Origin of the sequence: Pedobacter suwonensis (genome assembly GCF_007833675.1) — a bacterium.
GTDB classification, from domain to species: domain Bacteria; phylum Bacteroidota; class Bacteroidia; order Sphingobacteriales; family Sphingobacteriaceae; genus Pedobacter; species Pedobacter suwonensis.
The window spans coordinates 3,191,312-3,215,961 of sequence record NZ_CP031708.1 but is presented as its reverse complement, the minus strand read 5'-3'; the positions used below and the strand labels follow the sequence as shown (position 1 = coordinate 3,215,961).

20 protein-coding genes are annotated in these 24,650 nt (G+C 37.4%); 9 read left to right on the top strand and 11 right to left on the bottom strand.

Annotated features, from left to right (window positions below; translation table 11 throughout):
• Positions 1 to 21 precede the first annotated feature (21 nt).
• From metE to DV942_RS13155, 3 genes are all read left to right on the top strand, one after another.
• Entirely contained in the window at positions 22 to 2,355 is a 2,334-nt protein-coding gene (gene metE, locus DV942_RS13165; protein ID WP_145858147.1) for a 5-methyltetrahydropteroyltriglutamate--homocysteine S-methyltransferase, read from the top strand.
• Between the two features lie 194 nt (positions 2,356 to 2,549).
• Positions 2,550 to 2,936, top strand: a complete 387-nt coding sequence (locus tag DV942_RS13160) for an acyl-CoA thioesterase (RefSeq protein ID WP_090497417.1) — start codon at positions 2,550 to 2,552, stop codon at positions 2,934 to 2,936.
• 39 nt (positions 2,937 to 2,975) lie between these two features.
• On the top strand, positions 2,976 to 3,641 hold the full coding sequence (locus DV942_RS13155; RefSeq protein ID WP_145858145.1) for a class I SAM-dependent methyltransferase: 666 nt from the start codon (positions 2,976 to 2,978) through the stop codon (positions 3,639 to 3,641).
• Positions 3,642 to 3,803: 162 nt separating this feature from the next.
• Here the strand turns inward: DV942_RS13155 and DV942_RS13150 are convergent, their stop codons facing one another.
• Genes DV942_RS13150 through DV942_RS13140 form a run of 3 tightly spaced genes read right to left on the bottom strand, consistent with a single transcriptional unit; the run spans position 3,804 to position 5,770 of the window.
• On the bottom strand, positions 3,804 to 4,613 hold the full coding sequence (locus DV942_RS13150; protein ID WP_145858143.1) for a phosphatidate cytidylyltransferase: 810 nt from the start codon (positions 4,611 to 4,613) through the stop codon (positions 3,804 to 3,806).
• Between the two features lie 43 nt (positions 4,614 to 4,656).
• A complete protein-coding gene (locus DV942_RS13145; RefSeq protein WP_134204437.1) occupies positions 4,657 to 4,863 on the bottom strand; it encodes a putative signal transducing protein in 207 nt (68 codons plus the stop codon).
• Positions 4,844 to 5,770 (bottom strand): CPBP family intramembrane glutamic endopeptidase, encoded by a 927-nt coding sequence (locus tag DV942_RS13140; RefSeq protein ID WP_145858140.1) that lies wholly within the window; start codon positions 5,768 to 5,770, stop codon positions 4,844 to 4,846. Before DV942_RS13140 ends, DV942_RS13145 begins: the two co-directional genes overlap by 20 nt.
• Before the next feature lie 44 nt (positions 5,771 to 5,814).
• Between DV942_RS13140 and dusB the strand changes: the two genes are divergently transcribed.
• Together dusB and apaG are read left to right on the top strand one after the other, a co-directional pair.
• The gene (gene dusB, locus DV942_RS13135) at positions 5,815 to 6,822 is read left to right on the top strand and encodes a tRNA dihydrouridine synthase DusB (RefSeq protein WP_145858138.1); all 1,008 of its coding nucleotides are present in this window, start codon (positions 5,815 to 5,817) and stop codon (positions 6,820 to 6,822) included.
• Between the two features lie 34 nt (positions 6,823 to 6,856).
• The gene (apaG, locus tag DV942_RS13130; protein ID WP_090981381.1) at positions 6,857 to 7,243 is read left to right on the top strand and encodes a Co2+/Mg2+ efflux protein ApaG; all 387 of its coding nucleotides are present in this window, start codon (positions 6,857 to 6,859) and stop codon (positions 7,241 to 7,243) included.
• 536 nt (positions 7,244 to 7,779) lie between these two features.
• On the opposite strand, the gene DV942_RS13125 is transcribed toward apaG, so the two are convergent.
• Positions 7,780 to 8,475: a zinc metallopeptidase gene (locus DV942_RS13125; RefSeq protein ID WP_090981452.1), complete on the bottom strand. Its 696-nt coding sequence runs from the start codon at positions 8,473 to 8,475 to the stop codon at positions 7,780 to 7,782.
• Between the two features lie 83 nt (positions 8,476 to 8,558).
• On the opposite strand from DV942_RS13125, the gene DV942_RS13120 reads away from it, so the two are divergent.
• The gene (locus tag DV942_RS13120) at positions 8,559 to 9,698 is read left to right on the top strand and encodes an NAD(P)/FAD-dependent oxidoreductase (RefSeq protein ID WP_145858136.1); all 1,140 of its coding nucleotides are present in this window, start codon (positions 8,559 to 8,561) and stop codon (positions 9,696 to 9,698) included.
• Between the two features lie 227 nt (positions 9,699 to 9,925).
• On the opposite strand, the gene purU is transcribed toward DV942_RS13120, so the two are convergent.
• A complete protein-coding gene (gene purU / locus DV942_RS13115; protein WP_145858133.1) occupies positions 9,926 to 10,765 on the bottom strand; it encodes a formyltetrahydrofolate deformylase in 840 nt (279 codons plus the stop codon).
• Positions 10,766 to 10,883: 118 nt separating this feature from the next.
• On the opposite strand from purU, the gene DV942_RS13110 reads away from it, so the two are divergent.
• The gene (locus tag DV942_RS13110) at positions 10,884 to 12,269 is read left to right on the top strand and encodes a DNA recombination protein RmuC (protein ID WP_145858130.1); all 1,386 of its coding nucleotides are present in this window, start codon (positions 10,884 to 10,886) and stop codon (positions 12,267 to 12,269) included.
• Positions 12,270 to 12,626: 357 nt separating this feature from the next.
• Here the strand turns inward: DV942_RS13110 and thiL are convergent, their stop codons facing one another.
• From thiL to nadA, 3 genes are all read right to left on the bottom strand, one after another.
• Positions 12,627 to 13,667, bottom strand: a complete 1,041-nt coding sequence (thiL, locus tag DV942_RS13105) for a thiamine-phosphate kinase (protein ID WP_145858126.1) — start codon at positions 13,665 to 13,667, stop codon at positions 12,627 to 12,629.
• 118 nt (positions 13,668 to 13,785) lie between these two features.
• Positions 13,786 to 15,024, bottom strand: a complete 1,239-nt coding sequence (locus tag DV942_RS13100) for a dicarboxylate/amino acid:cation symporter (RefSeq protein WP_145858123.1) — start codon at positions 15,022 to 15,024, stop codon at positions 13,786 to 13,788.
• 106 nt (positions 15,025 to 15,130) lie between these two features.
• Complete coding sequence (gene nadA / locus DV942_RS13095; RefSeq protein ID WP_090981453.1) at positions 15,131 to 16,129, bottom strand: quinolinate synthase NadA; 999 nt, start codon at positions 16,127 to 16,129, stop codon at positions 15,131 to 15,133.
• A gap of 451 nt (positions 16,130 to 16,580) precedes the next feature.
• On the opposite strand from nadA, the gene nadB reads away from it, so the two are divergent.
• Positions 16,581 to 18,167 (top strand): L-aspartate oxidase, encoded by a 1,587-nt coding sequence (gene nadB, locus DV942_RS13090; RefSeq protein WP_145858119.1) that lies wholly within the window; start codon positions 16,581 to 16,583, stop codon positions 18,165 to 18,167.
• 117 nt (positions 18,168 to 18,284) lie between these two features.
• A complete protein-coding gene (locus tag DV942_RS13085; RefSeq protein ID WP_145858115.1) occupies positions 18,285 to 18,797 on the top strand; it encodes a gamma carbonic anhydrase family protein in 513 nt (170 codons plus the stop codon).
• Between the two features lie 139 nt (positions 18,798 to 18,936).
• Here DV942_RS13085 and DV942_RS13080 read toward each other — a convergent pair whose 3' ends face one another.
• The 3 genes from DV942_RS13080 to DV942_RS13070 all read right to left on the bottom strand — a co-directional run bounded on the left by DV942_RS13080 (position 18,937) and on the right by DV942_RS13070 (position 24,540).
• Positions 18,937 to 20,577: an Ig-like domain-containing protein gene (locus DV942_RS13080; RefSeq protein WP_145858112.1), complete on the bottom strand. Its 1,641-nt coding sequence runs from the start codon at positions 20,575 to 20,577 to the stop codon at positions 18,937 to 18,939.
• Positions 20,578 to 20,698: 121 nt separating this feature from the next.
• On the bottom strand, positions 20,699 to 22,561 hold the full coding sequence (gene mnmG, locus DV942_RS13075; RefSeq protein WP_145861738.1) for a tRNA uridine-5-carboxymethylaminomethyl(34) synthesis enzyme MnmG: 1,863 nt from the start codon (positions 22,559 to 22,561) through the stop codon (positions 20,699 to 20,701).
• 119 nt (positions 22,562 to 22,680) lie between these two features.
• Positions 22,681 to 24,540, bottom strand: coding sequence for an ABC-F family ATP-binding cassette domain-containing protein (locus tag DV942_RS13070; protein WP_145858108.1), 1,860 nt, complete (start codon positions 24,538 to 24,540; stop codon positions 22,681 to 22,683).
• Positions 24,541 to 24,650 lie beyond the last annotated feature (110 nt).

Genomic DNA, 24,650 nt, shown 5'->3' with positions numbered 1-24,650 from the left:
TTTACTTAATCTTTAAGAGAGATGCTAACGCAAAATCTAGGCTATCCGCGAATAGGTAGCCAAAGGGAATTAAAGAAAATCTGCGAAAATTATTGGGCAGATAAAACTGGGTACAAAAGTGTACTGCAGGTGGGCAAAAATATCCGCCACGAAAACTGGAAACTTCAAAAAGAAGCCGGGATTGATGTAATTCCATCAAACGATTTTTCTTTTTACGATCACGTACTTGATCATTCCTTAACTTTTGGAGCCATTCCAAAAAGATACAACGAAGTGATCCTGAAAAAAGGAAATGAGGAACTGGATCTTTATTTTGCGATGGCAAGAGGCTACCAAAAAGAAGGACTGGATGTGGTAGCGATGGAAATGACCAAATGGTTCGATACCAATTACCATTACATCGTGCCCGAATTTTACAAAAATCAACCTTTTAAACTTTTTTCTACCAAGATTATCGACGAGTTTTATGAGGCAAAACAATTAGGAATTAATACTAAACCCGTACTGATTGGACCGGTTTCTTACCTTTTATTGGGTAAGGAAAAAGAGGCTGGATTTGAAAAAATAGACCTGATTAAAAACCTGCTTCCGGTTTATATCGAGATTTTATCTCGCTTAGAAGCGCTGGATGTAGAATATATTCAGTTTGATGAGCCATTTTTGACTTTGGATTTGACGGAAAAAGACAAAAAAGCTTATGAATATGCCTATAAAGAAATCAGGAAAGCCTTTCCAGGATTAAAAATTGTTTTAGCTACTTATTTTGAAGGATTAGGTAATAATTTAGCATTAACGGCTTCATTACCTGTAAATGTTCTACATATCGACTTAGTCCGTGCTGAAGATCAATTAGACGATGTTTTAGCTTCGTTAAGAGAAGATACCATTCTTTCTTTAGGCTTGGTAGACGGAAGAAACATTTGGAAAAATGACTTTGAGAAATCTCTTTCGATCATTAGCCATGCGGTAGACAAAAGAGGATTTGATAAAATATGGATTGCTCCATCCTGTTCGTTAATTCACTCACCGGTTGATCTGGACAATGAAACCAATAAGAAAAATTTATCGCCAGAAATTAAACAATGGCTGGCCTATGCAAAACAGAAAATTGCGGAAGTAGCTACCTTAAAAAAACTGATCACCAACGAAAGCCCTGCATCTACCCTGCAAAAACTCGAAGAAAATAAGATCGCAATTGCTAACCGTAAAGTTTCTAAAATCATCCATAATCCGGCAGTTAGACAAAGGGTTTTAGACTTAAAAGAGCAGGATGCCGAACGTTTGAGTCCATTTTCGATCAGAAAAATTAAACAACAGGAACTTAATCTGCCCATTTATGCCACTACCACTATCGGCTCGTTTCCACAAACTGCAGAGGTAAGAAGCTGGAGAGCAAAACTTAAAAACGGAGCGCTCACTATTGAAGAATACGATGATCTCATTGCAAAAGAAACTGAAAAAGCAGTAAAGTGGCAGGAAGAAATCGGTCTGGATGTTTTGGTTCACGGCGAGTTTGAACGCAATGATATGGTTGAATATTTTGGAGAGCAGCTAGACGGTTTTGCTTTTTCTAAAAATGGTTGGGTACAGAGCTACGGATCACGCTGTGTAAAACCACCGATTATTTTTGGCGATGTTTCGCGCCCAACACCCATGACGATCAAGTGGACAGCCTATGCCCAGTCGCTAACCTCCAAATACATGAAAGGCATGTTAACGGGTCCTGTAACTATCTTACAATGGTCATTTGTACGGAATGATCAGCCACGATCGGAAACCTGTACACAGATTGCCCTGGCTATCCGCGATGAGGTTTGCGACCTGGAAAATGCAGGCATTAAAATTATCCAGATTGATGAACCGGCCATTAGAGAGGGATTGCCATTGCGCAAAGCAGATTGGCAAAATTACCTGAACTGGGCAGTGAAAGCTTTCAAAATCTCAGCAAGTGGGGTAAAAGACGATACACAGATCCATACGCACATGTGCTATTCGGAGTTTAACGATATCATCCAAAACATTGCTGATATGGATGCAGATGTAATTACGATCGAAACCTCGCGTTCGCAGATGGAATTATTAGATGCTTTTGCCGATTTTAAATATCCAAACGAAATCGGACCAGGTGTTTATGATATTCACTCTCCAAGAGTTCCGAAACGCGAAGAAATGGTTCAGTTGCTTAAAAAGGCAAAAGCCGTTATTCCTTCTGCACAACTTTGGGTAAACCCTGATTGTGGCTTAAAAACCCGCGGATGGGACGAGACCAAAAAAGCATTGATCGAAATGGTTGAAGCCGCAAAAGAGATGCGTAAAACGGAAAAAGTACCTTCGGCAGATCTTCAGGTAAATTAATATAATTGGTGTTAAACATTCACTCATTGTCAGTCTGAGCCTGTCGAAGACTCTTCAACATGAATAACTGAAATAAATTGTATTAAGAAAATCTTCGGGATGATATCTTTACGATAGTTTTATCCTGATCTCAACTTTGACAACTTTCTAATCAGAAAGTTGTCAAAGCTTTTTACTCACCCTATATTTACCCCATGACCTTAGCAGAAAGAATAGAAAACTCAAAAACCAGTATTTTTAAAGCCGTTTTCCCAAATACAACCAACCATTACGATACGCTTTTCGGCGGTACCGCCATGCATTTGATGGACGAAGTGGCTTTTATTACCGCAACCCGGTTCAGCCGCCAAATTATGGTAACGGTAAGCAGCGACAGGATCGATTTTAAAAAACCGATTCCAGCAGGTACCATTGTTGAACTTATTGGCAAGGTGAACCACGTAGGCAATACCAGTTTAAAAGTTAACGTAGAAATTTATATCGAGCAGATGTACGCTGAAGGGAGAGAATTAGCCGTACATGGCGATTTTACTTTTGTAGCTATTGATGAAAACAAAAAGCCAGTTCAGGTAATCAAATAACCCGATACATTTTATCAGACTTAAATTTTTAATTTGATCATGGAGCATCAACATTCCGAAGAAGAATTAAAAAACATTGCGAAACAGCTAAGCTGCCCGGAAGGCGAACATGGCATTAAAACAGCGGAGATGATGCATACCAGCAACATCGGCATGACCACTTCTGCAATTGATGCATTAAATCTCAAAAACAATGAAACTGTTTTAGAAATCGGTCATGGCAACGGTGGGCACATCGCACAACTATTATCAAACGCCGAAAACCTCAGGTATTTTGGTGCCGATATTTCTGCTACCATTATTGCCGAGGCTGAAAAAAACAATCAAGTTTTCTTAGCACAGGGAAATGTCCAATTTAAACTGACAGATGGAATTACATTGTCATTTGATGAAAATCGGTTCGATAAAATTTTTACAGTTAATACAATCTACTTTTGGCAAAATCCAAGCGAATATCTCACCGAAATTAAAAGAACCTTAAAACTTAATGGCACTCTTGTAATTTGCTTTGCCAATAAAACTTTTATGCAAAATCTTCCTTTCACGCCTTATGGTTTTAAACTTTATGAAGTAGAAGAGGTAAAAGAACTATTAAAAAACGGCGGATTTAAAGTTGAAAATATTCTTAGTAAAACCGAACAGATAAAAAGCAAAACTGGCGAACAGGTAGAAAGGGAATATCATGTTGTAACGGCTACAGCATGAGAAACACATTATAGTCCTCGTTTGTAACGAGGATTAGCGAGAATAGCGATTGTATCGCTAATAACAAAAACCACATTATAAATGTGAATCCCATTCATCCTCGTTACAAACGAGGACAATAGATAAGTTATTTCTTTGTGTCTTCCTGTCTTTGTGATTAATCTAATACAAAATCAGATACAAATACGCATAAACTACCGGTGCAGCCAATAATAAGCCATCAAAACGATCTAACAAACCGCCGTGCCCTGGCAACAGACCGCCACTGTCTTTAGTATCTAAACTTCGTTTAAGCATCGATTCTACTAAATCGCCCAATGTTCCAAAACCTGCAATTAATACAGCCATACCCATCCAAACCCAGGACGGGCTTTCAATAAAAAGAAAAGACAGAGCAAAAGCGACCAAAATGCTGGTAAACATCCCGCCGAAAAATCCTTCCCAACTTTTCTTCGGCGAATGGCGCTCAAACAGTTTGCGCTTACCGTATTTTACGCCAAAAAGATAGGCTCCGGTATCGTTTGCCCAAAGCATTAACAAAAATGCGAGCGGTAAATGAAAGTTATATTCATTCCAGTTTTTTAAGAAACCGAGGGCATGGAAAAAACAGAAAGGGATAGTTACATAAACAAAGCCAACAAATGTATAAGAGATATTGGCAAATGGAATTTTGTTTTTCTTATACAATTCAGTGATAAAAACAGAGAAAATCAGCGGGATACAAAGCAACAGATACTTAACATCGTATTCTAAATAATGTAAGCCTGCGGCCATTAGGAAAATTAAAGATCCTGCTATTAAACCGATGTTTCGGTGTGGCCTGATACCAGCATTTTTAATCAGCTTATAAAATTCAAATAAGGATAAACCACTCAGGATAAGATAGAAAATAGTAAATGCATAACTCCCCAATAAGATAGAGCCAAGCATCACAATGGTAAAAAAGAAAGCGGTTATTGCCCTGGTTTTCATTTAAGTTAAGAGGTAAGGGGTATAAGGTTTAAGGTCATTATTACTATTCAATTTCGTTCTCAACGATGTATTCTATGGCTTTATTGAAATCTAACTTACTCACCAAAACATTTATTTCGCCAATGTTATATGCCGAGAGCTGTTTATTTATCGTCACTGCGGGAATACCTGCTTCTGTTAATCCCTGTTTTAATACCTCTGCCGCAAAGGCATTACTGGTGGTGTATACCTTAACCCAATTTTCGCTCACTTGATGCGCTATCTTTAAAAAATTTAAACAAAGCTATGGTAATTATTGCACTAATTAAATACCCATACCAAGGAAAACCAATCGGCTCATCAGCTTTATCAAGTGGCATATGATGCTTTTGCATATAAAAAGCCGCGCAAACCGCATAAGCATTGTTTAAAAAGTGCGCAAACATGGCATACCAGATACTTCCGCTAAAATAATACAGGTAGCCAAAGCCTGCACCCAATAACATCCGCGGCACAAAACCATAAAACTGTACATGTATGGCACTAAAAATTATAGCAGATAACCAGATAGCCAGGTGCGGATTACCAAAAGATCGCTCCAATGAACGTTGCACACCACCCCTGAACATCAACTCCTCACCAATCGCTGGTAAAACTGCAATCATAATCAGGTTAACCACAAAATCCCAATTATTCCTCACTGTGATCAGTTGGATGGTCATTTTTGCTGCCAGTTCTTCTTTTTCTTTCATCCATGCCTCAATCCCTTTTAAAAAGTCGGGCAAAACCATTTTTTGGTTCCAGATTACTGTCCACTCCATAAAAGGCATACTCGCAATCATTATCAAGATTACCAGCAAAAGCAGTAAAACTTTTGGTTGTTTGAAGCTATAAAACCGGGTAATTTTTGTTCTTTCTGTTAAGGCAAGGGCAAGGGGTGGTAAAATGAATGTTCCTATTGAACTTAAAATCTGTATCACCTTAAAACCAGAAATATACTTCGCATCACCCGATATAAGCAGGGCGAAATTACTTACTAATCCCATTCCATACATGGCCATACAGATTACGATTCCAATGATACCGAAAACAAAAGCTCCGGCAACTGCGTAAAATAAAAGTAAAAGTAATTGCAAGAAAGGATTGATTTCCTCGTGTTTAGGTGTTACAAAACTCATTATTTGTACCTTTGTATGTTTTTATTAATCGTTGAAGATAGAAAATGTCTGTAAAGATAGGAAATATAGATTTAGGTGAGTTCCCGTTATTGCTGGCTCCAATGGAGGATGTAAGTGATCCACCGTTCCGTTATGTATGCAAAAAAAACGGTGCAGATATGATGTATACCGAATTTATCTCTTCGGAAGGCTTAATCCGGGACGCTGCAAAAAGCCTGCAAAAATTGGATATTTTCGAATATGAGCGACCAATTGGCATCCAGATTTTTGGCGGCGATATCGAACACATGCGCGAGGCCTCAGAAATTGCTTCTGCAGCAGGTCCCGATCTGGTTGACATCAATTATGGTTGTCCGGTAAAAAATGTAGTTTGCAAAGGTGCAGGCTCAAGTTTGCTTCAGGATATTGATAAAATGGTAAAAATGACTGATGCGGTGGTTAAAGCTTCGCATTTACCTGTTACCGTAAAAACCCGCTTGGGTTGGGATGACAATACCAAAAATGTTTATGAAGTAGCCGAAAGGCTTCAGGATGTAGGTATCCAGGCACTAACCATTCATGGCCGCACCAGGGCACAATTATATAAGGGAGAGGCCGATTGGAGTTTAATCCGTGAAATTAAACGCAATCCTCGCATTAAAATTCCGATTTTTGGTAACGGTGATGTAGATAGTCCTGAAAAAGCAGCCAATTGGCGCATGGAATATGAGGTAGATGGCATTATGATAGGCCGTGCCGCAATTGGTTATCCATGGATTTTCCGCGAAGTAAAACACTTCTTCAAAACCGGAAAACACCTGGCCGGACCAACCATAGAAGAAAGAATTGAGGTTTGCCGTATACACCTGGATAAATCGCTGGAATGGAAAGGTCCTAAAACCGGTATTTTCGAAATGCGTCGCCATTATGCCAACTATTTTAAAGGCCTGCCAGATTTTAAACCGTATCGCATGCGATTGGTTGCTGAATCAGATATCAGCAACATTTACAGCATTTTAGAAGAAGTGGCAGAAAAATTTGCCAACTATGATGCTACCAGTGTACTGGCTTGATTTTTGAAAGTTTTTTCTTACATTCGTTATTATCATGGTTACAGCAATTACAGATGGTGTTAAGGTTTCGGTAGAAACCGTCTACCAGCCAGAATATTCAAATCCGGCGAACGAACATTATATGTTTGCCTATCGCGTAGAAATTTCAAATCTTTCTGATTATGCTGTCCAGTTAATGCGCCGCCAATGGTTGATTTTCGATTCGAACTCAAGCCGTAGAGAAGTAGAAGGTGAAGGTGTTGTAGGTCTACAACCCATTATCCAACCTGGCGAAACGCATGTATACGTTTCAGGTTGTAACCTCAAAACCGATATGGGCAGCATGAAAGGCACTTACCTGATGAAACGCGATATAGATGGCTCTGAATTTGATGTTGACATCCCAGAATTTCAATTGGTAGCCCCTTATAGGTTAAACTAATCTCTTACTTACTCTTGTCATCCATGGAATAGTCGAACGGCTAGACCAACATTCATTTTAGAAAAGCACATTCAGTATTCCATTTTACTAATTATTCCTGCTTTATTGCTCCAGGTATTCTCCACGCTTTGAGCTTTTACATCAATATCAAAGGCTTAAGTTATCTATGCATCCTGCAACCCCAAATAGTACAAGCTACCGTGCCACCTAAACCCGATCAAAGCGAAATGCCGATATTTTCATCGGCAGAAGCGGGAGCGGGACCGAAGTTTTCCTATTACCACAAAACCTGCTTTCCAAATAGATATTTTAACTATAGTCATCACCTGGTCTGATAGATACCGGATTTCAATCAGTTTTATTTAGTTGGAAAGATTCTGACCACGTAATCGCTACAAGACAATTGAAAATACTACCTCTACTTGTAAAACAAATCCGATGGATCGGATCAGCATGACGATCGGGTTAAATTAATAAACAAAAAACGGCCAGGATCATGATCCTGGCCGCGTTGTATTTGTCGTATTCAATATTTCCTAATCCCTGCTCCGTCCAAAAAGCATTGATGCGTAATATAATAAATTGGCTAATGCACCCACAGCCGCAACCACGTAAGTCATGGCCGCCCACCAAAGTGCATCTTTGGCCTGCGCATTTTCTTCCTGTGTTTGCATCACACCATTATTGTTCCTGAGCCAGGCTAAGGCCCGGTTACTGGCATCAAATTCAACAGGTAGGGTAACGATACTAAATACGGTTACTAATGCTAAACCCACTACACCAATCGCCAAAACAATCGGGTTTCCGGTAAAACCTATTAACAATACACCTATTAATAATACCCACTGCAAAAGATTAGATGATATGCTCACTACTGGCACCATGCTGCTTCTTAACTGCAACCAGTTATATGATTTCGCCTGTTGCACCGCATGACCACATTCGTGAGCCGCTACCGCTGCAGCTGCTACGCTACGACTATAGTATACATCAGTACTTAAATTAACGGTTTTATCTGACGGATTGTAATGATCTGTTAATTGTCCCTCGGTACTCATCACCTTCACATCGTATATTCCATTATCATGCAGCATTCTTTCTGCTACCTCTTTGCCCGATAAACCAGAGCTTAATTGCATTTCAGCATACTTAGAAAACTTGTTTCTAAATCGCCATTGTACAAACATGCTCAGCAATAATACCGGGATGATTAATATTAAATAAACTCCCATTTTCTTATGTATGTTTTTCATTTAGCCTATATCAAAAAGCGTTCCCATATTATTTAAAATTTAAAAAACAGTACATTTATGTTATGCCAAACGAACTTTCATACTGGGAAAAAGATTCATTTTTTTGTAATTATGATGCGATTGTAATTGGCAGTGGAATAGTAGGATTAAATGCCGCCATTCACCTTAAAAAAACAGTTCCTTCGTTAAGGATAGTCATACTTGAAAAGGGATTTTTACCTACCGGTGCAAGCACAAAAAATGCTGGTTTCGCCTGCTTTGGAAGCATTTCTGAACTAACTGAGCAAGAGAAAAGGATGGGCAGCGAACGACTTGCAATGCTCATCGAAAAACGGTGGAAAGGTCTGCTTAAACTACGTTATTTGTTGGGTGATAATACCATTGATTATCAATGCCTGGGCGGATATGAACTATTTAAAAAAGAAGATCATTCTTTAGCTGAATTAGGTGTATCCAAAATTGAACATTTTAACCTTTTGGTTAATGATATTGTCGGATCCAATGCTTTTCGTGTAAACAATAAAAAAATCAGTTTATCTGGTTTCGAAGGGGTAAGTACTTTAATCGAAAATAAATATGAAGCCCAGATTGATAGTGGTAAAATGATGTACGCTTTGATTCAATATGCACAACAACTAGGCATTGGTATTTTTAATAATTGTACTGTAGACCGGATTGAAGAAGAATCAAAAGGTTTTTGCCTGATTACCAAAAATGGAAATTTTTCTTGTAAACAATTGATTCTTACAACCAATGCCTTTATCAAAGATCTGTACCCTGATGTGGATATCAACCCAGGTCGCGGTCAGGTTTTAATAACTAAACCGATAAAAGATCTAAAGATTGCGGGTACTTTCCATTATGATAAAGGTTATTACTATTTCCGGAATATAAATAACAGAATTTTATTAGGTGGTGGTAGAAATATTGATTTCAAAGCTGAACAAACTACTACTTTTGACCACACCGAACCAGTGCAATCTGCGCTTGAGCATCTGCTAAAAAAAGTAATCTTACCAACCACTAAATATGAAATTGATTACCGCTGGAGTGGGATTATGGCTTTTGGTAAAACACTTGAACCGCATATCGAAGAAATCCGTCCAAATGTATTTTGTGCAACCAGGTGTAATGGTATGGGCGTAGCTATTGGCTCGCAAACCGGAGAAGATGTGGCGAATTTGTTGTTAAATAAACTATAGCAGTTCTTTTACCACAGAGAACAAAGAGGAAAGCACAGAGGGCGCAGAGTTTGGTTTTCTTTAAAGATCCTTTAAGATTCATCATCATTACGAGGAGGAACGACGAAGCAATCTTACAGCGGTCGATGATAGCCCTGGGCATAAGATTGCTTCGTAGGCTGAAAAGCCTTCTCTCAATGACGACACCATTCGGCTTCGCTATACGCTACCCCCTAAACGCTTATCGCCTATTTAAACACTACCGTTTTATTTCCACTCACAAAAACCCGGTCTTCAAAAATAAGTTCCAAAGCCTCCAATAATACTTTTTTTTCTATCTCCTTACCAGCATGCACCATTTCCTTCACACCAAAATTATGGTCTACATGATTGGTATGCTGCGCAATAATAGGCCCTTCATCTAAACTATCGGTAACAAAATGTGCGGTAGCACCAATAATTTTTACCCCACGCTCAAAAGCCTGCCGATAAGGATTGGCACCTATAAAAGCAGGCAAAAAGGAGTGATGGATGTTGATGATTTTACCTGCATAATCCTTTACAAAATCAGCTGAAAGAATTCGCATAAACTTAGCCAATACCAGGTAGTCTACCTCAAACTGATTAATGATCGTTTTTACTTCAGCTTCAAAGTCACTTTTATCTTTATTATTATGATCTACATAAAAATAGGGAATCCCCAGTTTCCCGGTAAAATCTTTAAGGCTTTCGTAGTTACCAATTACACATTGAACATTTGCACCTAAAGTTTTAAAGTGATTTTTAATCAGTATTTCTGCCAAACAATGATACTCTTTAGTCACCAGAACAGCGATCTGTTTTTCCTGTTTGGTAATTAGATTTACCTCAGCAGCATGTGGTAAATTTTCTAACAGTTTTTTCTTTAATTTTTCAGGATTTTCCAGATCTCCGGTACAGGCAATTCTCGTAAAAAATGCTTTATTGGCTTCATCTACAAATTCGCGCATGGCAATGATATTCAGTTGATGAGCAGCCAGCACACGGGTAATATGGGTAACCAAACCCACTTGATCTCGACAGGAAATAAGGACAGTTAAAGCGTTCATTTTTAAAATACTAATATCCAATTATAAATAATTTTTACGGTTTTTTACGGTTAAAACTGACTAATTTCTTTTGGTATATCTATTTTAAATCTCCATTTTTGCTAAAATTCTTATCATTATGGAGATCGCTGGTATTGCTTTACTAATTGTAATTTTAATTGTCCTGTTTATTTTATTACTAAAGAAACCTCAGGCTTCAATCCCCATCGTTTCGTTAGAAGATTTTGAAAGGACAAAAAGTGAAAATGAAACCTTAAAAATAAGATTAGCCAAAGCGGACGAACGTGTTTCTAACTTATCTGCAGAAAAAGAGCATATTACCATTTTGCTTAAAGATGAACAACGGCGTTTAATTGATGAATTACAGGCTGAGCGCGACCGGCTTGCAGATGCCAACCGTGAGCTCGAAAGTACGAGATCATTTTACCTGGCCGAGAAAGAAAAGTTAGCAGAACAAAAATTAAGTTATGAGCAGTCGCAACAAAAACTGAATAAAGATTTCGAACTGATTGCCAATAAAATTCTGGAGGAAAAATCGACCAAATTTATTGAGCAGAACAGGACCAATCTGGATATTATCCTTAATCCTTTGAAAGAGAATATCAAGGCTTTTGAAGATAAGGTAGAAAAGGTTTATAAAGCTGAATCTGATGAAAGAAATATACTCAAAGGTGTAATTTCGGAACTACAGATTCAAAGTAAACTTATTCAGGAAGACGCCAATAATTTAACCAAAGCGCTAAAAGGCGATAGTAAAAAACAGGGCAATTGGGGCGAAATTATATTGGAAAAGGTTTTGGAGCGGTCTGGTTTGGTCCGGGATCAGGAATACCGTATCCAGGCTTCGCATGCATCAGCAGAAGGCAGCCGTTACCAGCCAGATGTGGTAATAGACCTTCCAGACGATAAACACCTCGTTGTTGATGCTAAAGTAAGTTTAGTTGCTTATGAGCGCTCCGTATCTGCAGATACTGATGAAGAGCGTGAAAGCTATGTAAAGCAGCATCTGGCATCAATTAAGAACCATATTCAGGAACTTTCATCAAAAAACTACCAGGATTTATATAAAATTAATTCTCCGGACTTTGTTTTATTGTTTGTACCCATCGAATCTTCTTTTAGCATAGCAGTACAAAAAGATGCCGAACTGTTCAATTTCGCCTGGGACAGGAGGGTGGTAATCGTAAGTCCATCTACTTTGCTGGCTACTTTGCGCACTATAGCCAGTATATGGAAACAGGAACGTCAAAACCGCAACGTAATGGAAATTGCCCGTTTAAGCGGCAGCATGTATGATAAGTTTGTAGGTTTTATTGCTGACATGGAAAACATTGGAAAACATATTAGAAATGGTCAGGATGCCTACGATAAAGCCATTAATAAATTGTCAGCAGGTGCAGGAAATTTAACCAATACTTCAGAAAAGATAAAAAAATTGGGTGCAAAGACTTCGAAACAGATTGATACAAAGTATTTGGATTTGAATGAAATACAGGATTTATAAATTTATAGTTATGACTCAAGGCCTCTGGATTTTTCGGGAAAAATAATTAAAAGGTAAAACTTGCAGAGTTAGTGATTTTTCTGATAGCCTTAGGAAGATTTTTTTTCTTTTTTTTTCTTTTTTTTTCAGTGAATAGGATACACTTATTTGCCTATAAGCAATATAGATGGCTTTAAAACAAAAAAGTCGATGTAGCTGAGAACGTTTTATATTTTCTTAGCAATATCGACTACAAAGTAAAATCGTCATCTCGAATGGAACGCAGTGGAATGGAGATATCTATACAAACAGATTTAGCTTCGCTGAGCCTTCGGGTTCTCTACTTCGTTGCACTCCGCTCGAAATGACGCGCTGTTTTTATTTCTTAAAAGCATTCCAGCCCTGGGCTTTCAGCTCGTGGACATTATTTGATTTGGACACCATTTTGCAACCCGAATTTTTATCCGTTACATGTCCGATTACCGTAATATCTACATCATGTTTGAGTTTTTTGTAATCATCCTGGCTAATGGTAAATAACAATTCATAATCTTCACCACCACTTAGCGCACAAACAGTTGGATCAATACCCAATTCGCGTGCAGTTTCATAAGTCATTGGATCTAAAGGAATTTTCTCTTCATAAATGGTCATCCCTTTATCTGATTGTTCGGCCAGATGCAGAATTTCTGAAGCTAAACCATCTGATACATCAATCATAGCGGTTGGTTTTATATTCATTTCATCTAAAAGCGCAACAATATCCATCCTGGCTTCAGGCTTCAGTTGTCGTTCGATGATATAATCCTTTCCTTCTAAATCCGGCTGGATCTGAGGATTTTCAAGATAGATCAATTTCTCTCTTTCTAAAATCTGCAGGCCTAAATAGGCTCCGCCCAAATCGCCTGAAACGCATAACAAATCATGTTCCTGTGCGCCGTTTCTGTACACCACTTTATCTGCATCGGCATAACCAATACTGGTAATACTGACCACCAAACCTTGCTTACTTGATGAAGTATCACCTCCTATCAAATCGATATTGTATTTATTGCAGGCCAGTTCAATGCCTTTATAAATTTCTTCAACGGCTTCTAACGGAAATTTGCTCGACAAACCCAGCGAAACGGTAATCTGACTTGCCTTTCCATTCATGGCATAAATATCACTCAGGTTTACCTGTACGGCCTTATAACCCAAATGCATTAACGGCACGTAAGCCAAATCAAAGTGGATTCCTTCCAATAATAAATCGGTCGAAATTAAAGTCTGTTTACCTCTTGCATCCAGTACTGCAGCATCATCGCCAACTCCTTTTACCGAATAATCGTTTTTAATTTTAAAATTAGTTGTCAGGTGTTTAATTAAGCCGAATTCACCTAATTCATTAATATCTGTGCGTTCTTTATTTTCAAACATAACTTATACTTAAGGACAAAGCCTCATTTTTATTTTTAAAATTTTAATTGTCATTCTGAGCACAGCGAAGAATCTTTACCTTAAAGCAGGTGCTTCATAGTTGAAGATCCTTCCTTCGTCAGGATGACAGATTTTTATTCTCCATCCAATTTCTTCCCTCGGTAAACCTGGCAATTAACATCGCCGCAACATTATCGCCTGTGGCATTTAATAATGTCGCCATCGGATCAACCAAAGTACCTATAATCATCGCAGGTGGTAATGCCTCGGGTGGTAACTGATAGACAGAAATCATCAATAGTTCGCCTATGTAACCGCCATTGGGTATTCCACCCTCAACAATGCTCACCAAAACGGTAATGCCAAGAGCCAGTACAATCGTATCTACATGCACTAAATCTTTACCAAAAATGGCAAAAACGACTGCAATTTTGATAATGGAACTGATGCTTGAGCCATCTTTATGCAAAGTTGATCCCAAAGGAATCGTTACATTGGTGATATATGCCGGTACGCCCATTTTCATAGTTCCTTCCAAATTTGCCGGAATAGTGGCAATGCTGCTACAGGTTCCAATTGAAGTTAAAGAAGGTACAATATTATTTTTCCAAAATACTTTTATTGCTTTAAATCCACCCGCAACGAAAGCATAAAAAGTAAAAAAAACAATAAAATAAAATGCCCCAACACCATAATACAAACCCAGGGCTTTACCATAGGTACCAAAAAGCTGTGGACCAAATACCCCAACCTGGTAGGCAAAATAAGCACCCAATCCAACCGGACCTAACTTCATAATTAAGATGATGAGTTTTTTCATCACTTCATTGCCTGAAACCAGGAATTTTTTAAAATTTTCACCTTCTTTTTCAGCATATAAAGTTGAAAAACCTACCAAAACTGAAAAAATAATCAGCGCCAGCATATTTTTCCTGCTTCCGATTTCGAAAAATTCACCAACTGTTAAAAGTTGTGTCATTTGTTCACCAAATGATTGTACTTTTCCAGGTTCGGCTGGCAAAGCAGCACTTCCTAATTGCTGATGGATAGGAAAGATCCATGTCGCAAACAAAGTTAAAACCGCAGAAATGAGTATGGTAGAAAGAAATACCAAAACCATAATGGTTAATAATCTGCCTAACTTTTTTGTTCTATCGATATTTGCAATAGCTGAAGAAACCGCAAAAAATACCAACGGAATAACAGCTGTAAACAACAGGTTTAAAAATATATCTCCTAATGGTTTGATACTCTCAACGCTTCTTCCAAAAATTAAGCCCACGATACTTCCTACGGAGATTCCCGCCAAAAGCCATAGTAAGCCTGAGTAATTTTTAAGAATGTTGTTGTTTTTCATATGATCTTTTTCGTCATTGCGAGGCACGAAGCAATCTTAATACGCCCCAGTAGCAATAGTTGTAAGATTGCTTTGTCGTACCTCCTCGCAATGACGATTTTTATTTTTACAATCCCAATTCTGCTGAAATATCCAGCATCCTCTGGATCGGTTTGCGTGCCTGCTCTATAATATGCTCAGGAACAGTTACTTCTGGCAAACCATTTTTAATACATAAATATAGTTTTTCTAAAGTATTTCTTTTCATATACGGACAATCGTTACAGGCACAACTGTTATTTGGTGGCGCCGGAATAAATGTTTTTGTCGGATTCGCCTTTTCCATCTGGTGGATAATGCCACTTTCTGTAGCTACAATAAATTCTGTAGCAGGGTTAGTAATGGTATATTTTAAAAGCCCGGTTGTAGAACCAATATAATCAGCCATTTTCAAAACGACCTCTTCACATTCCGGATGGGCAATAAATTTAGCATTAGGATGGCGTTCTTTCAATTTTGTAATTTTTTCCTGCGAAAAAATTTCATGTACCATACAGGCACCGTTCCACAATACTAAATCCCGACCAGTTTTTTTTGCAACATAAGCCCCTAAGTTACGATCTGGTCCGAATATTATTTTTTGGTCTTTAGGTAAACTCTCAACAATCTGAACCGCGTTAGTACTCGTGCAAACAATGTCACTTAAAGCTTTTAATTCGGCCGTACAGTTTACATAAGTGATGACCAGGTGATCAGGATATTTTTCCTTAAACTTCTTAAACAGATGTGGTGGACAACTATCTGCCAATGAGCAACCTGCTTTTACATCCGGTAATAAAACAGTTTTGCCAGGAGATAAGATTTTTGCTGTTTCGGCCATAAAGTGTACACCAGCAAACACAATTACGTCAGCATCCGTTTTTGCAGCTTCTTGTGATAAGCCTAAACTATCACCAATATAGTCCGCAATATCTTGTATATCAGGATCTTGATAATAGTGAGCTAGGATTATGGCATTTTTTTCCTTCTTTAATTTCTCAATCTCTGCAAAAAGATCAAGCGTAGGGTCAATTTCTTCTTCTGCGAAACCTTTTTTATTGATTTCTTCTAAGACATCTATGTTCATTTTAAAATTTTCCTTTTTTGAATTTTGACGTTGGTCAAAGATAAAGCTTTCCACGTCTCAATAATTAATAAGTTATTTTAAATAAATAAATCTTGTTTGTTTATTAGTGTGTTAATATTGTTGGCAAGTTTAGAAATTTCTTTCGTTTAGATAAGTTATTAATTGTTTACTAACATTTAGATTACATTTATCTAATATTATAAGTTTGATTTTCAGCGCTATCGAAAATTGCTTCAATTTTTATCAATAGTGGAATGTTAATTGTTTATAAGTGGGGAAAAAGTTAATTACTTGTATAAAGCTGCTTAAAAATTGCGCAAAAGATTGTGGCAAATTGTGTTTTTAGAGTAGCTTTAAACATTCAAATTTATTTGTTAGGATAATTTAGACACAAGGCTAACATTTATTAACTAGTTGTTAACATAGTGGATAAAGTAAATGTTTTTTATTAATGAAGAAAGTAGATTTTCTGGTAATTGGTTCAGGTATAGCAGGTTTGAGTTTTGCACTTAAAGCTGCCAGGTTTGGTAAGGTTTTAATTGTTACCAAATCGAATGAAGATGAATCGAATACAAAATACGCTCAGGGCGGTGTTGCAGTTGTGGTAGATAAAGGTGATTCTTTTGAGAAACATATTGAAGATACTTTGATTGCAGGAGATGGATTATGTGATCAAAAAATTGTGGAAATCGTTGTAAAAGAGGGGCCTCAGCGTATTCAGGAGATCATTGATTACGGCATAAACTTCGATAAAGACAATGCTGGTTTTTACGATTTGGCTAAAGAGGGGGGGCACTCTGAACACCGTGTTTTGCACTATAAAGACATCACCGGATATGAGATTGAGCGGGTGTTGTTAAATGAAATTCACAAGAATAGCAACATAGAGATATTAACACATTACTTCGCACTGGAGTTAATTACCCAACATCACCTGGGTGAGTTTGTGGATAAACGTACTGAAGATATTAACTGTTATGGCATATATGCCTTTAACACAGAGCTTAACGATGTGGAAAAGATTGTGGCAAATGTGACTGTGATGGCTTCGGGTGGTGCGGGACATGTTTATTCGGCTACTACAAACCCGGTTATTGCAACAGGCGATGGAATGGCCATGGTTTACAGGGCAAAAGGTAAAGTAAGAAATATGGAGTTTATTCAGTTTCATCCAACTGCGTTATATCATCCCGGAGAGTATCCGTCGTTTCTGATTTCTGAAGCCGTTAGGGGTTTTGGGGGTGTTTTAAGACGCAAGAATGGTGAAGAATTTATGCATGAGTATGATGAACGTAAGTCATTGGCACCACGTGATATTGTTGCGCGTGCCGTGGATAATGAAATGAAGAAATCGGGCGATGACTTTGTTTATCTTGACATTACCATGCGCAGTAAGGCTGATATATTAAAACACTTTCCCAATATTTATGCTAAATGCTTATCTATAGGAATAGATATGACTAAAGATTATATACCAGTTACACCTGCATCTCATTATATGTGTGGCGGTATCCTGGTGGATGAATATGGTCGTTCTTCCATTAAAAATTTATATGCTTGTGGAGAATGTTCTTCAACAGGTTTGCATGGAGCTAACCGATTGGCTTCCAATTCATTATTGGAAGCGACAGTTTTTGCTCACCGGATCTATCAGGATGCTATCGAGAACTTTAAAAATAATGTTATTCCTGATCATATTCCGGAATGGGATTCGCAAGGTGTTACCCAAAGTAATGAGGATGTATTGGTAACGCATAACCTGAGGGAGTTACAGAAGGTTATGGGCGATTATGTGGGTATTGTACGTTCTGATTTCCGTTTGGAACGGGCACATCGTCGCTTGTTTTTAATTTACCAGGAGACGGAAGAGTTTTATAAAAAAAATAAAGTTTCAGTTAAACTGTGTGAATTGAGAAACGTAATTCAAACGGCTTATTTAGTAATTAAATCGGCCATGCAACGAAAAGAGAGTAGGGGACTACACTATACTACCGATTATCCTGAACATGCTAATGAATTGGTAGATACTGTTTTTTAATATTTCCGTCATGCTGATCCGATAGATATCGGATTTATTTCAGCATCTGAACACCATCAGATACACAATACATAAAAAGACCCTGAAATAAATTCGGGGTGACGTTAAAACTGATTTATGCCTTTAATACTACCTGTAAAAGATAAATATCCTGAAATAGGAAAAGATAATTTCATAGCGGAGAACGCCACGATTGTGGGTGATGTAACCATTGGCAATAAATGTTCCATATGGTTTAATGCCGTGATCAGAGGCGATGTAAATGCCATTACGATCGGAAATGAGTCAAACATCCAGGATGGTGCAGTAATTCATGCTACTTACTTAAAAGCCTCCACACATGTTGGCAATAGGGTATCTGTTGGACATAATGCCATTGTGCATGGCTGTACCGTTCAAGATCATGTGTTGATCGGTATGGGTGCCATTGTAATGGATCATGCTATAATAGAAGAGTATTGCATAATAGCAGCGGGATCTGTCGTATTGGAAAATACAATTTGCGAAACGGGTTACTTATATGCAGGTACGCCTGCAAAAAAAATAAAGCCCATTACCGAAGAGCAAAGGGCTTTACTTAATAAATTGCCTGATAATTATATCATGTATTCGGGCTGGTTTACAAAATAAAAGGTTGTCCTTTCAACTGAAGTTTTGCTTTATATTCGTTACCGTGATCCGATAACTATCGGATTTATTTCAGGGTCTATCATGCTATAAAGATGCTGAAATGAATTCAGCATGACGATTTTTTAGAGATAAAACTACATTACTGCGTTGGCGGTGGTATTACCAATGGATCTTCACGTTCCCAGTTTGGTTTCAAGTCCATCAATGCTTTTAAATACCATACTTTTTCAGGCTGGTATCCTTCCTTAACATTTCCCGTATCCCAGATGCCATTTTTATTTTCGTCATAAATAACCCTAAGCATATATTTACCTGCAGGATATTTAGAAAAAGTAATTTTTGAGTTTTTGCTAACCGGAAAAGATTTTATGACATCTTTTTTTTCGTTTAGGAACTGAACCACATATCTTTTAGAAGTGTCCGGAACGGTTACATTTAATATTAAAGTAGTATAGGCGTCTTGACTTTCAAGCGTAAAACGTTTCGTGATATCTTTGTTTTTGGCATTAAATATCGCGGTAAATGCGCCTGTACCCAATTTTAAATCGTAGTTTCTTTTGTTTTTCCAAGGATACTTAATGTAGTATTTAAGAAAATCTGTACTATCTTTCACCAACTCAAAATTTGTTCTTTTTACAGAGTCTTCTAAAAGGGTGATTTTAGTTGGATCTGCAGCCGTAATCGGGAAAGATGAGGTTAATGTCAGCTGCTGGAAAGGATTTAATTTACCGCCTGTTAAGTTATCCGAAATGGTAATTTCGCGAGTGTAAGTATCTTTTTTACCCCTTGTAAAGTTTAAGGTCTGAAGAAGCTTTCCTTGATCTTCAACAGCCACCTTCACTGAATCAAAACTCATGTCATTCAGCCATATTTTAGCAGTATCGTTATTTTTGGTAAAGTGGACATACTTCCCTATATCTGCTGCCGGAGGATCGGTAACTGTGATTTTAGGGCGTTTCAGCTGCTGATTAAAGATGATTGAGATACTGCCATCATTATTCAGTTTTCGGTCCAATACGCGGAACTCTGGAGGTAGCTCTTTAAATATCTGCAGGTTAATGTTTTCCAGGTTTTTATCAATTACGATGGGTTCTTTTATAAATCCAACTTCATCAGAAATCTGTTGGTATATTTTATCGCCACCTCCGGTACTTTCTTTAATGGCATAAACTTTATAGGTACCTTTTCTGAGGTTACTCAATTTGTACGTACCGGCACTATCAGTAGTGGTATATATTGATGGACGTTTTTTACCGAAAATCGTATCTCTTTCTAAAGGCAAAATAAATACGGTAACTTCCTTTTCAGGTTCGTCACTTAGTGAATTAATAACTTTACCACTGATTGATAATGAATCAATATCTGGGCCTGTTGAAAAAACATAAGATAGATTTTTAACCACATTTCCTTCATTTACATCTGCAATAGATTTGCCAAAATTCAAGGTATAGGTTGTATTTTTTTCCAGAGAATCCTTAAGAATAATTTCCAATCTCTTCTGCCTCTTTTTTAACTCCGGAACTTTTTCCTGATCAGGTGAAATCGAAAATTCTTTAAACTCATCTTTCAGATTAAAATACTCATCAAACTCTATTACTATTTTTTTTGCATTAAAATTCCTTGTCTGATTTTTCGGCGTCATGCTTAAAACTTTTGGTGGCTTGGTATCTTTTGGTCCACCCTGTGGTGTCTGCATACTGGCACAACCAAAAAGTAGGAGCAAGGTGACAATAACCGCTAAATTTTTAAGGTTAAAATAGTGATCTTTTAAATTTGGCATATTTTAATCGTTCTGACGGATTTTTGTGCTTTTTTGAATATTATGTTTAAAAAATATTTTTTATCGCTTAAATCGCTTTATTTTAAGTTTATTTTATTTTATTTAAGTAACTGATAATCAGTTATTTATTGATATAGACCATTAAAACGGAAATATCTGATGGAGAAACACCTGAAATTCTTGAAGCCTGACCTAAAGTACGGGGTTTTATTTTAAATAATTTTTCGCGTGCTTCTTTGGAGATGGACACAATTTTATTATAGTCAAAATCTGGCTTGATTTCTTTATCTTCCATTTTTAGCATTTTCGCTACAATTTCATTTTCTTTTTCGAAATAGCTTTCGTATTTAATTTTAATTTCTGCTTGCTCAATAGTTTCTTTGTCTAAGGCTTTGGTCGCTTCAGCTAAAGGTTTACTAACCTTAATGATATCTTGTAAGCCGACATGAGGTCTGCCGACCAAACTGTGAATTTTTACGTTTTGGTTTAAAGCACTCGAGCCTAAACTTTCAAGCATCGGATTTGCATCGCCCATTTCAATTCCCTGACTTTTGGTAAATTTTACCAGGGCTTCAGCATCAGCAATTTTCTGATTCACCTTGTCCAATCGCTCATCGGAAATTAATCCCAGTTCATGTCCGATAGGAGAGAGACGTATATCTGCATTATCCTGCCTTAATAACAAACGATGTTCAGCTCTAGAAGTAAACATTCGATAAGGCTCTTCTGTGCCTTTAGTAACGAGATCATCTATTAAAACACCGATGTAACTTTCAGATCTTTTCATAATCAATTCATGTTTATCGGTTATTTTTTGGTGTGCATTGATCCCTGCCATGAAACCTTGACAGGCAGCTTCTTCATATCCTGTTGTTCCGTTTATTTGTCCGGCTAAAAATAAATTGCTGATTAATTTAGTTTCTAACGTCAAAGATAATTGAGTAGGTGGGAAGAAATCGTACTCGATAGCATAACCAGGTCTGAACATTTTAGCCTTTTCGAAACCTGGAATTAACCTCAATGCTTTAAATTGGACGTCTTCTGGAAGAGAAGTTGAAAAACCATTTACATAAATTTCACAGGTATTCCATCCCTCAGGTTCAACAAATATTTGGTGTCTGTCACGTTCAGCAAAACGATTGATTTTATCTTCAATAGAAGGACAGTATCTCGGACCTAAACCTTTAATACGACCAGTAAACATTGGTGATTTTTCAAAGCCTTCTTTCAATGTTTCATGTACATCACTATTGGTATAGGTAATCCAGCAGCAACGCTGATCGGTTGAAACAAGAGTATCAGTATAAGAGAATTTTCCTGGGTTTTCGTCTCCCCATTGCTCTTCCATTTTCGTGTAATCTAGACTTCTTCCATCAACACGGGGTGGGGTACCGGTTTTCATACGGCCTGCTTCCATGCCTAATTCTACTAATTGTTCTGTAATTCCTGTTGATGATTTTTCTCCCGTTCTGCCTCCTCCAAATTTCTTTTCGCCAACGTATATAGTTCCGTTTAGAAATGTACCATTAGTTAATACTACGGCAGTACTTTTGATTTCAATACCTAATGAAGTTTTAACGCCGTATACAGTATTATCTTCTACTAGTAATCCAACAACACTATCTTGCCAGATATCGAGATTTGGAGTTCTTTCCAATGCCAAGCGCCACTCTTCTGCAAATCGCATTCTATCTATTTGCGCTCTCGGGCTCCACATAGCAGGTCCTTTCGATTTATTTAGCATGCGGAATTGTATGGTTGATTTATCAGATATTATACCTGAATAACCACCCATGGCGTCAACTTCACGAACAATCTGGCCTTTAGCAACACCACCCATAGCAGGGTTGCAGCTCATTTGGGCGATGGTACCCATGTTCATAGTAATTAATAAAACAGATGATCCTAAATTGGCAGCAGCAGCAGCAGCTTCACATCCTGCATGTCCTGCACCAACAACAATCAAATCGTATTTTGAAAACATTTTATTATATTTTAATTGTTTCACGTGAAACAATGTTATTTTTTATCGTTAAAATTTAACTTTCTTTTCTGTTGCTCATATGTTCCACGTGAAACATACTATTAATTTCAATATGGTTATTATTCTGAAAGCTCCAGCCACCGCATTGTATAATCGTCTAATTTAGTTTGGAGCATTTCAATCTCAGTCGATATTTCTTGGATTTTAATATAATCAGAAGCGTTGATGTTATTTAAGGTGTTGGTTAATTCGGTTATTTTATTTTCCGTTTCTTCCATTCCTTTCTCAGCTTCTTCCAATTCTTTCTGTTCTTTAAAGCTTAGCTTTTTTGTTGCTTTAGGCTGGACTTGGTCAGTGTTGGGAACAGAAGTTTTTTTTGTTTCTTTAGCTTTGGGCTGTTCTAAACTTAACCTGTATTCTGAATAATTACCATTGTATATTTTAACAACACCTTCACCCTCCATAATAAAAAGCTGATCGCTCATTTTGTCGAGCAAATACCTGTCGTGGGAAACTAACATCAATATGCCCGGAAAATTTTCTAAAAATTCCTCAAGCACATTTAAGGTGTCAATATCAAGGTCATTTGTTGGTTCATCCAAAATCAGAAAATTAGGATTTTGCATCAAGACCTTCATCAGGTTTAAACGCTTTTTTTCGCCGCCACTTAATTTCTCTACCATGCCATGTTGTTTCTTGGGAGGAAAAAGAAAAAGTGTTAATAGGGCAGAAGCGGTAATAACGGAACCATCTGCCATTTTAATATATTCGGCATCTGATTTTACAATGTCTATTACGCGCTCTTTAGGATCGAAAGTTAAACCACCTTGTTTATAATATCCAAATACGGTTGTTTCGCCAATTTCAACTTTACCATCATCTGGCTTTAAATTGTTGGTGATGATATTTAAAAGTGTTGATTTACCTGTTCCATTTTTTCCTGCTAAACCAATACGATCACCTTTTTTAAAAGTATAACTGAAATCATTAATGATTGGACGACCTTCAAAACTTTTTTTTATGTGATCTAACTCAATGATTTTGCCACCCTGCCTAGACATTTTCATTTTAAGGGTAACACTTTGATTTTCAGACTTTTTCTTGGTTTTTTCCTCCAAATCGTAAAAAGCATCAATCCTGGCCTGAGATTTCGTTGCACGCGCTTGTGGCATGCGTCTCATCCACTCTAATTCTTTCTTTAATAGCTGTTGGTTCTTGTGTAAAACAGTTGCGTCCAAAGCCTCCCTTTCTGCTTTCTTTTCGAGGAAGTATGCATAATTTCCATTGTAATTGAAAATTTTTCCTCTATCCAGTTCTACAATGGTATTACAAACATTATCTAAAAAGTATCTGTCATGTGTAACCAACAGAATGGTTTTTTGTCCGGTAGTTAATAACTTCTCCAACCACTCAATCGTATCGATGTCTAAATGGTTGGTAGGTTCATCGAGTACCAGGATTTCAGGATCTTCAATTAATAGTTTTGCTAAAGCCAAACGTTTCTTTTGTCCACCAGAAAGCGTATCAATTTTTTGTTGAAGATGAGTAATTCCCATCCGGTTCAGAATGGTTTTAATTTCATGTTCGTATTCCCAGGCATTATGCTCACTTAATTCTTCATATAAGCGATTGAGTGTGTTTTCATCTGGGTTCGGTTGTTCAATTAACTCTTCATATTCTTTGATGAGCTGTTGTTGCTTATTTTCAAGCGAAAAGATATGGTCGCTGATAGAAAATCCCGCTGTGAACTGAGGTTCCTGATCCAAAAAACCGATTTTAACGGATTTATTTTTTACTATTTTACCCTCAAGCGGAGGAAACCGCTCAGCCAATAATTTCAATAACGTGCTCTTACCTGCGCCATTAATACCAACCAGCGCCACGCGTTGACCGGAATTAATACCGAGGGTTAAATTTTTAAATAACCATTCATCATGATAACCATGTCCTAAGCCTTCTGCCGCAATTAATGTGCTCAATTTTTCTGTGTTTCGGATTTATAAAAGAAAATTATTGCAAAGGTAAGTATAAATTATTTGCAACGCTAAACAGATATCTTAAAGCTATTGTGTATCAGCTAAAATGGCAA

Coding starts and splice junctions, on each gene's coding strand:
- metE (WP_145858147.1), top strand. CDS start 22: ATGCTAACGCAAAATCTAGGCTATCCGCGAATAGGTAGCCAAAGGGAA.
- DV942_RS13160 (WP_090497417.1), top strand. CDS start 2,550: ATGACCTTAGCAGAAAGAATAGAAAACTCAAAAACCAGTATTTTTAAA.
- DV942_RS13155 (WP_145858145.1), top strand. CDS start 2,976: ATGGAGCATCAACATTCCGAAGAAGAATTAAAAAACATTGCGAAACAG.
- DV942_RS13150 (WP_145858143.1), bottom strand. CDS start 4,613: ATGAAAACCAGGGCAATAACCGCTTTCTTTTTTACCATTGTGATGCTT.
- DV942_RS13140 (WP_145858140.1), bottom strand. CDS start 5,770: ATGAGTTTTGTAACACCTAAACACGAGGAAATCAATCCTTTCTTGCAA.
- dusB (WP_145858138.1), top strand. CDS start 5,815: ATGTCTGTAAAGATAGGAAATATAGATTTAGGTGAGTTCCCGTTATTG.
- apaG (WP_090981381.1), top strand. CDS start 6,857: ATGGTTACAGCAATTACAGATGGTGTTAAGGTTTCGGTAGAAACCGTC.
- DV942_RS13125 (WP_090981452.1), bottom strand. CDS start 8,475: ATGGGAGTTTATTTAATATTAATCATCCCGGTATTATTGCTGAGCATG.
- DV942_RS13120 (WP_145858136.1), top strand. CDS start 8,559: ATGCCAAACGAACTTTCATACTGGGAAAAAGATTCATTTTTTTGTAAT.
- purU (WP_145858133.1), bottom strand. CDS start 10,765: ATGAACGCTTTAACTGTCCTTATTTCCTGTCGAGATCAAGTGGGTTTG.
- DV942_RS13110 (WP_145858130.1), top strand. CDS start 10,884: ATGGAGATCGCTGGTATTGCTTTACTAATTGTAATTTTAATTGTCCTG.
- thiL (WP_145858126.1), bottom strand. CDS start 13,667: ATGTTTGAAAATAAAGAACGCACAGATATTAATGAATTAGGTGAATTC.
- DV942_RS13100 (WP_145858123.1), bottom strand. CDS start 15,024: ATGAAAAACAACAACATTCTTAAAAATTACTCAGGCTTACTATGGCTT.
- nadA (WP_090981453.1), bottom strand. CDS start 16,129: ATGAACATAGATGTCTTAGAAGAAATCAATAAAAAAGGTTTCGCAGAA.
- nadB (WP_145858119.1), top strand. CDS start 16,581: ATGAAGAAAGTAGATTTTCTGGTAATTGGTTCAGGTATAGCAGGTTTG.
- DV942_RS13085 (WP_145858115.1), top strand. CDS start 18,285: ATGCCTTTAATACTACCTGTAAAAGATAAATATCCTGAAATAGGAAAA.
- DV942_RS13080 (WP_145858112.1), bottom strand. CDS start 20,577: ATGCCAAATTTAAAAGATCACTATTTTAACCTTAAAAATTTAGCGGTT.
- mnmG (WP_145861738.1), bottom strand. CDS start 22,561: ATGTTTTCAAAATACGATTTGATTGTTGTTGGTGCAGGACATGCAGGA.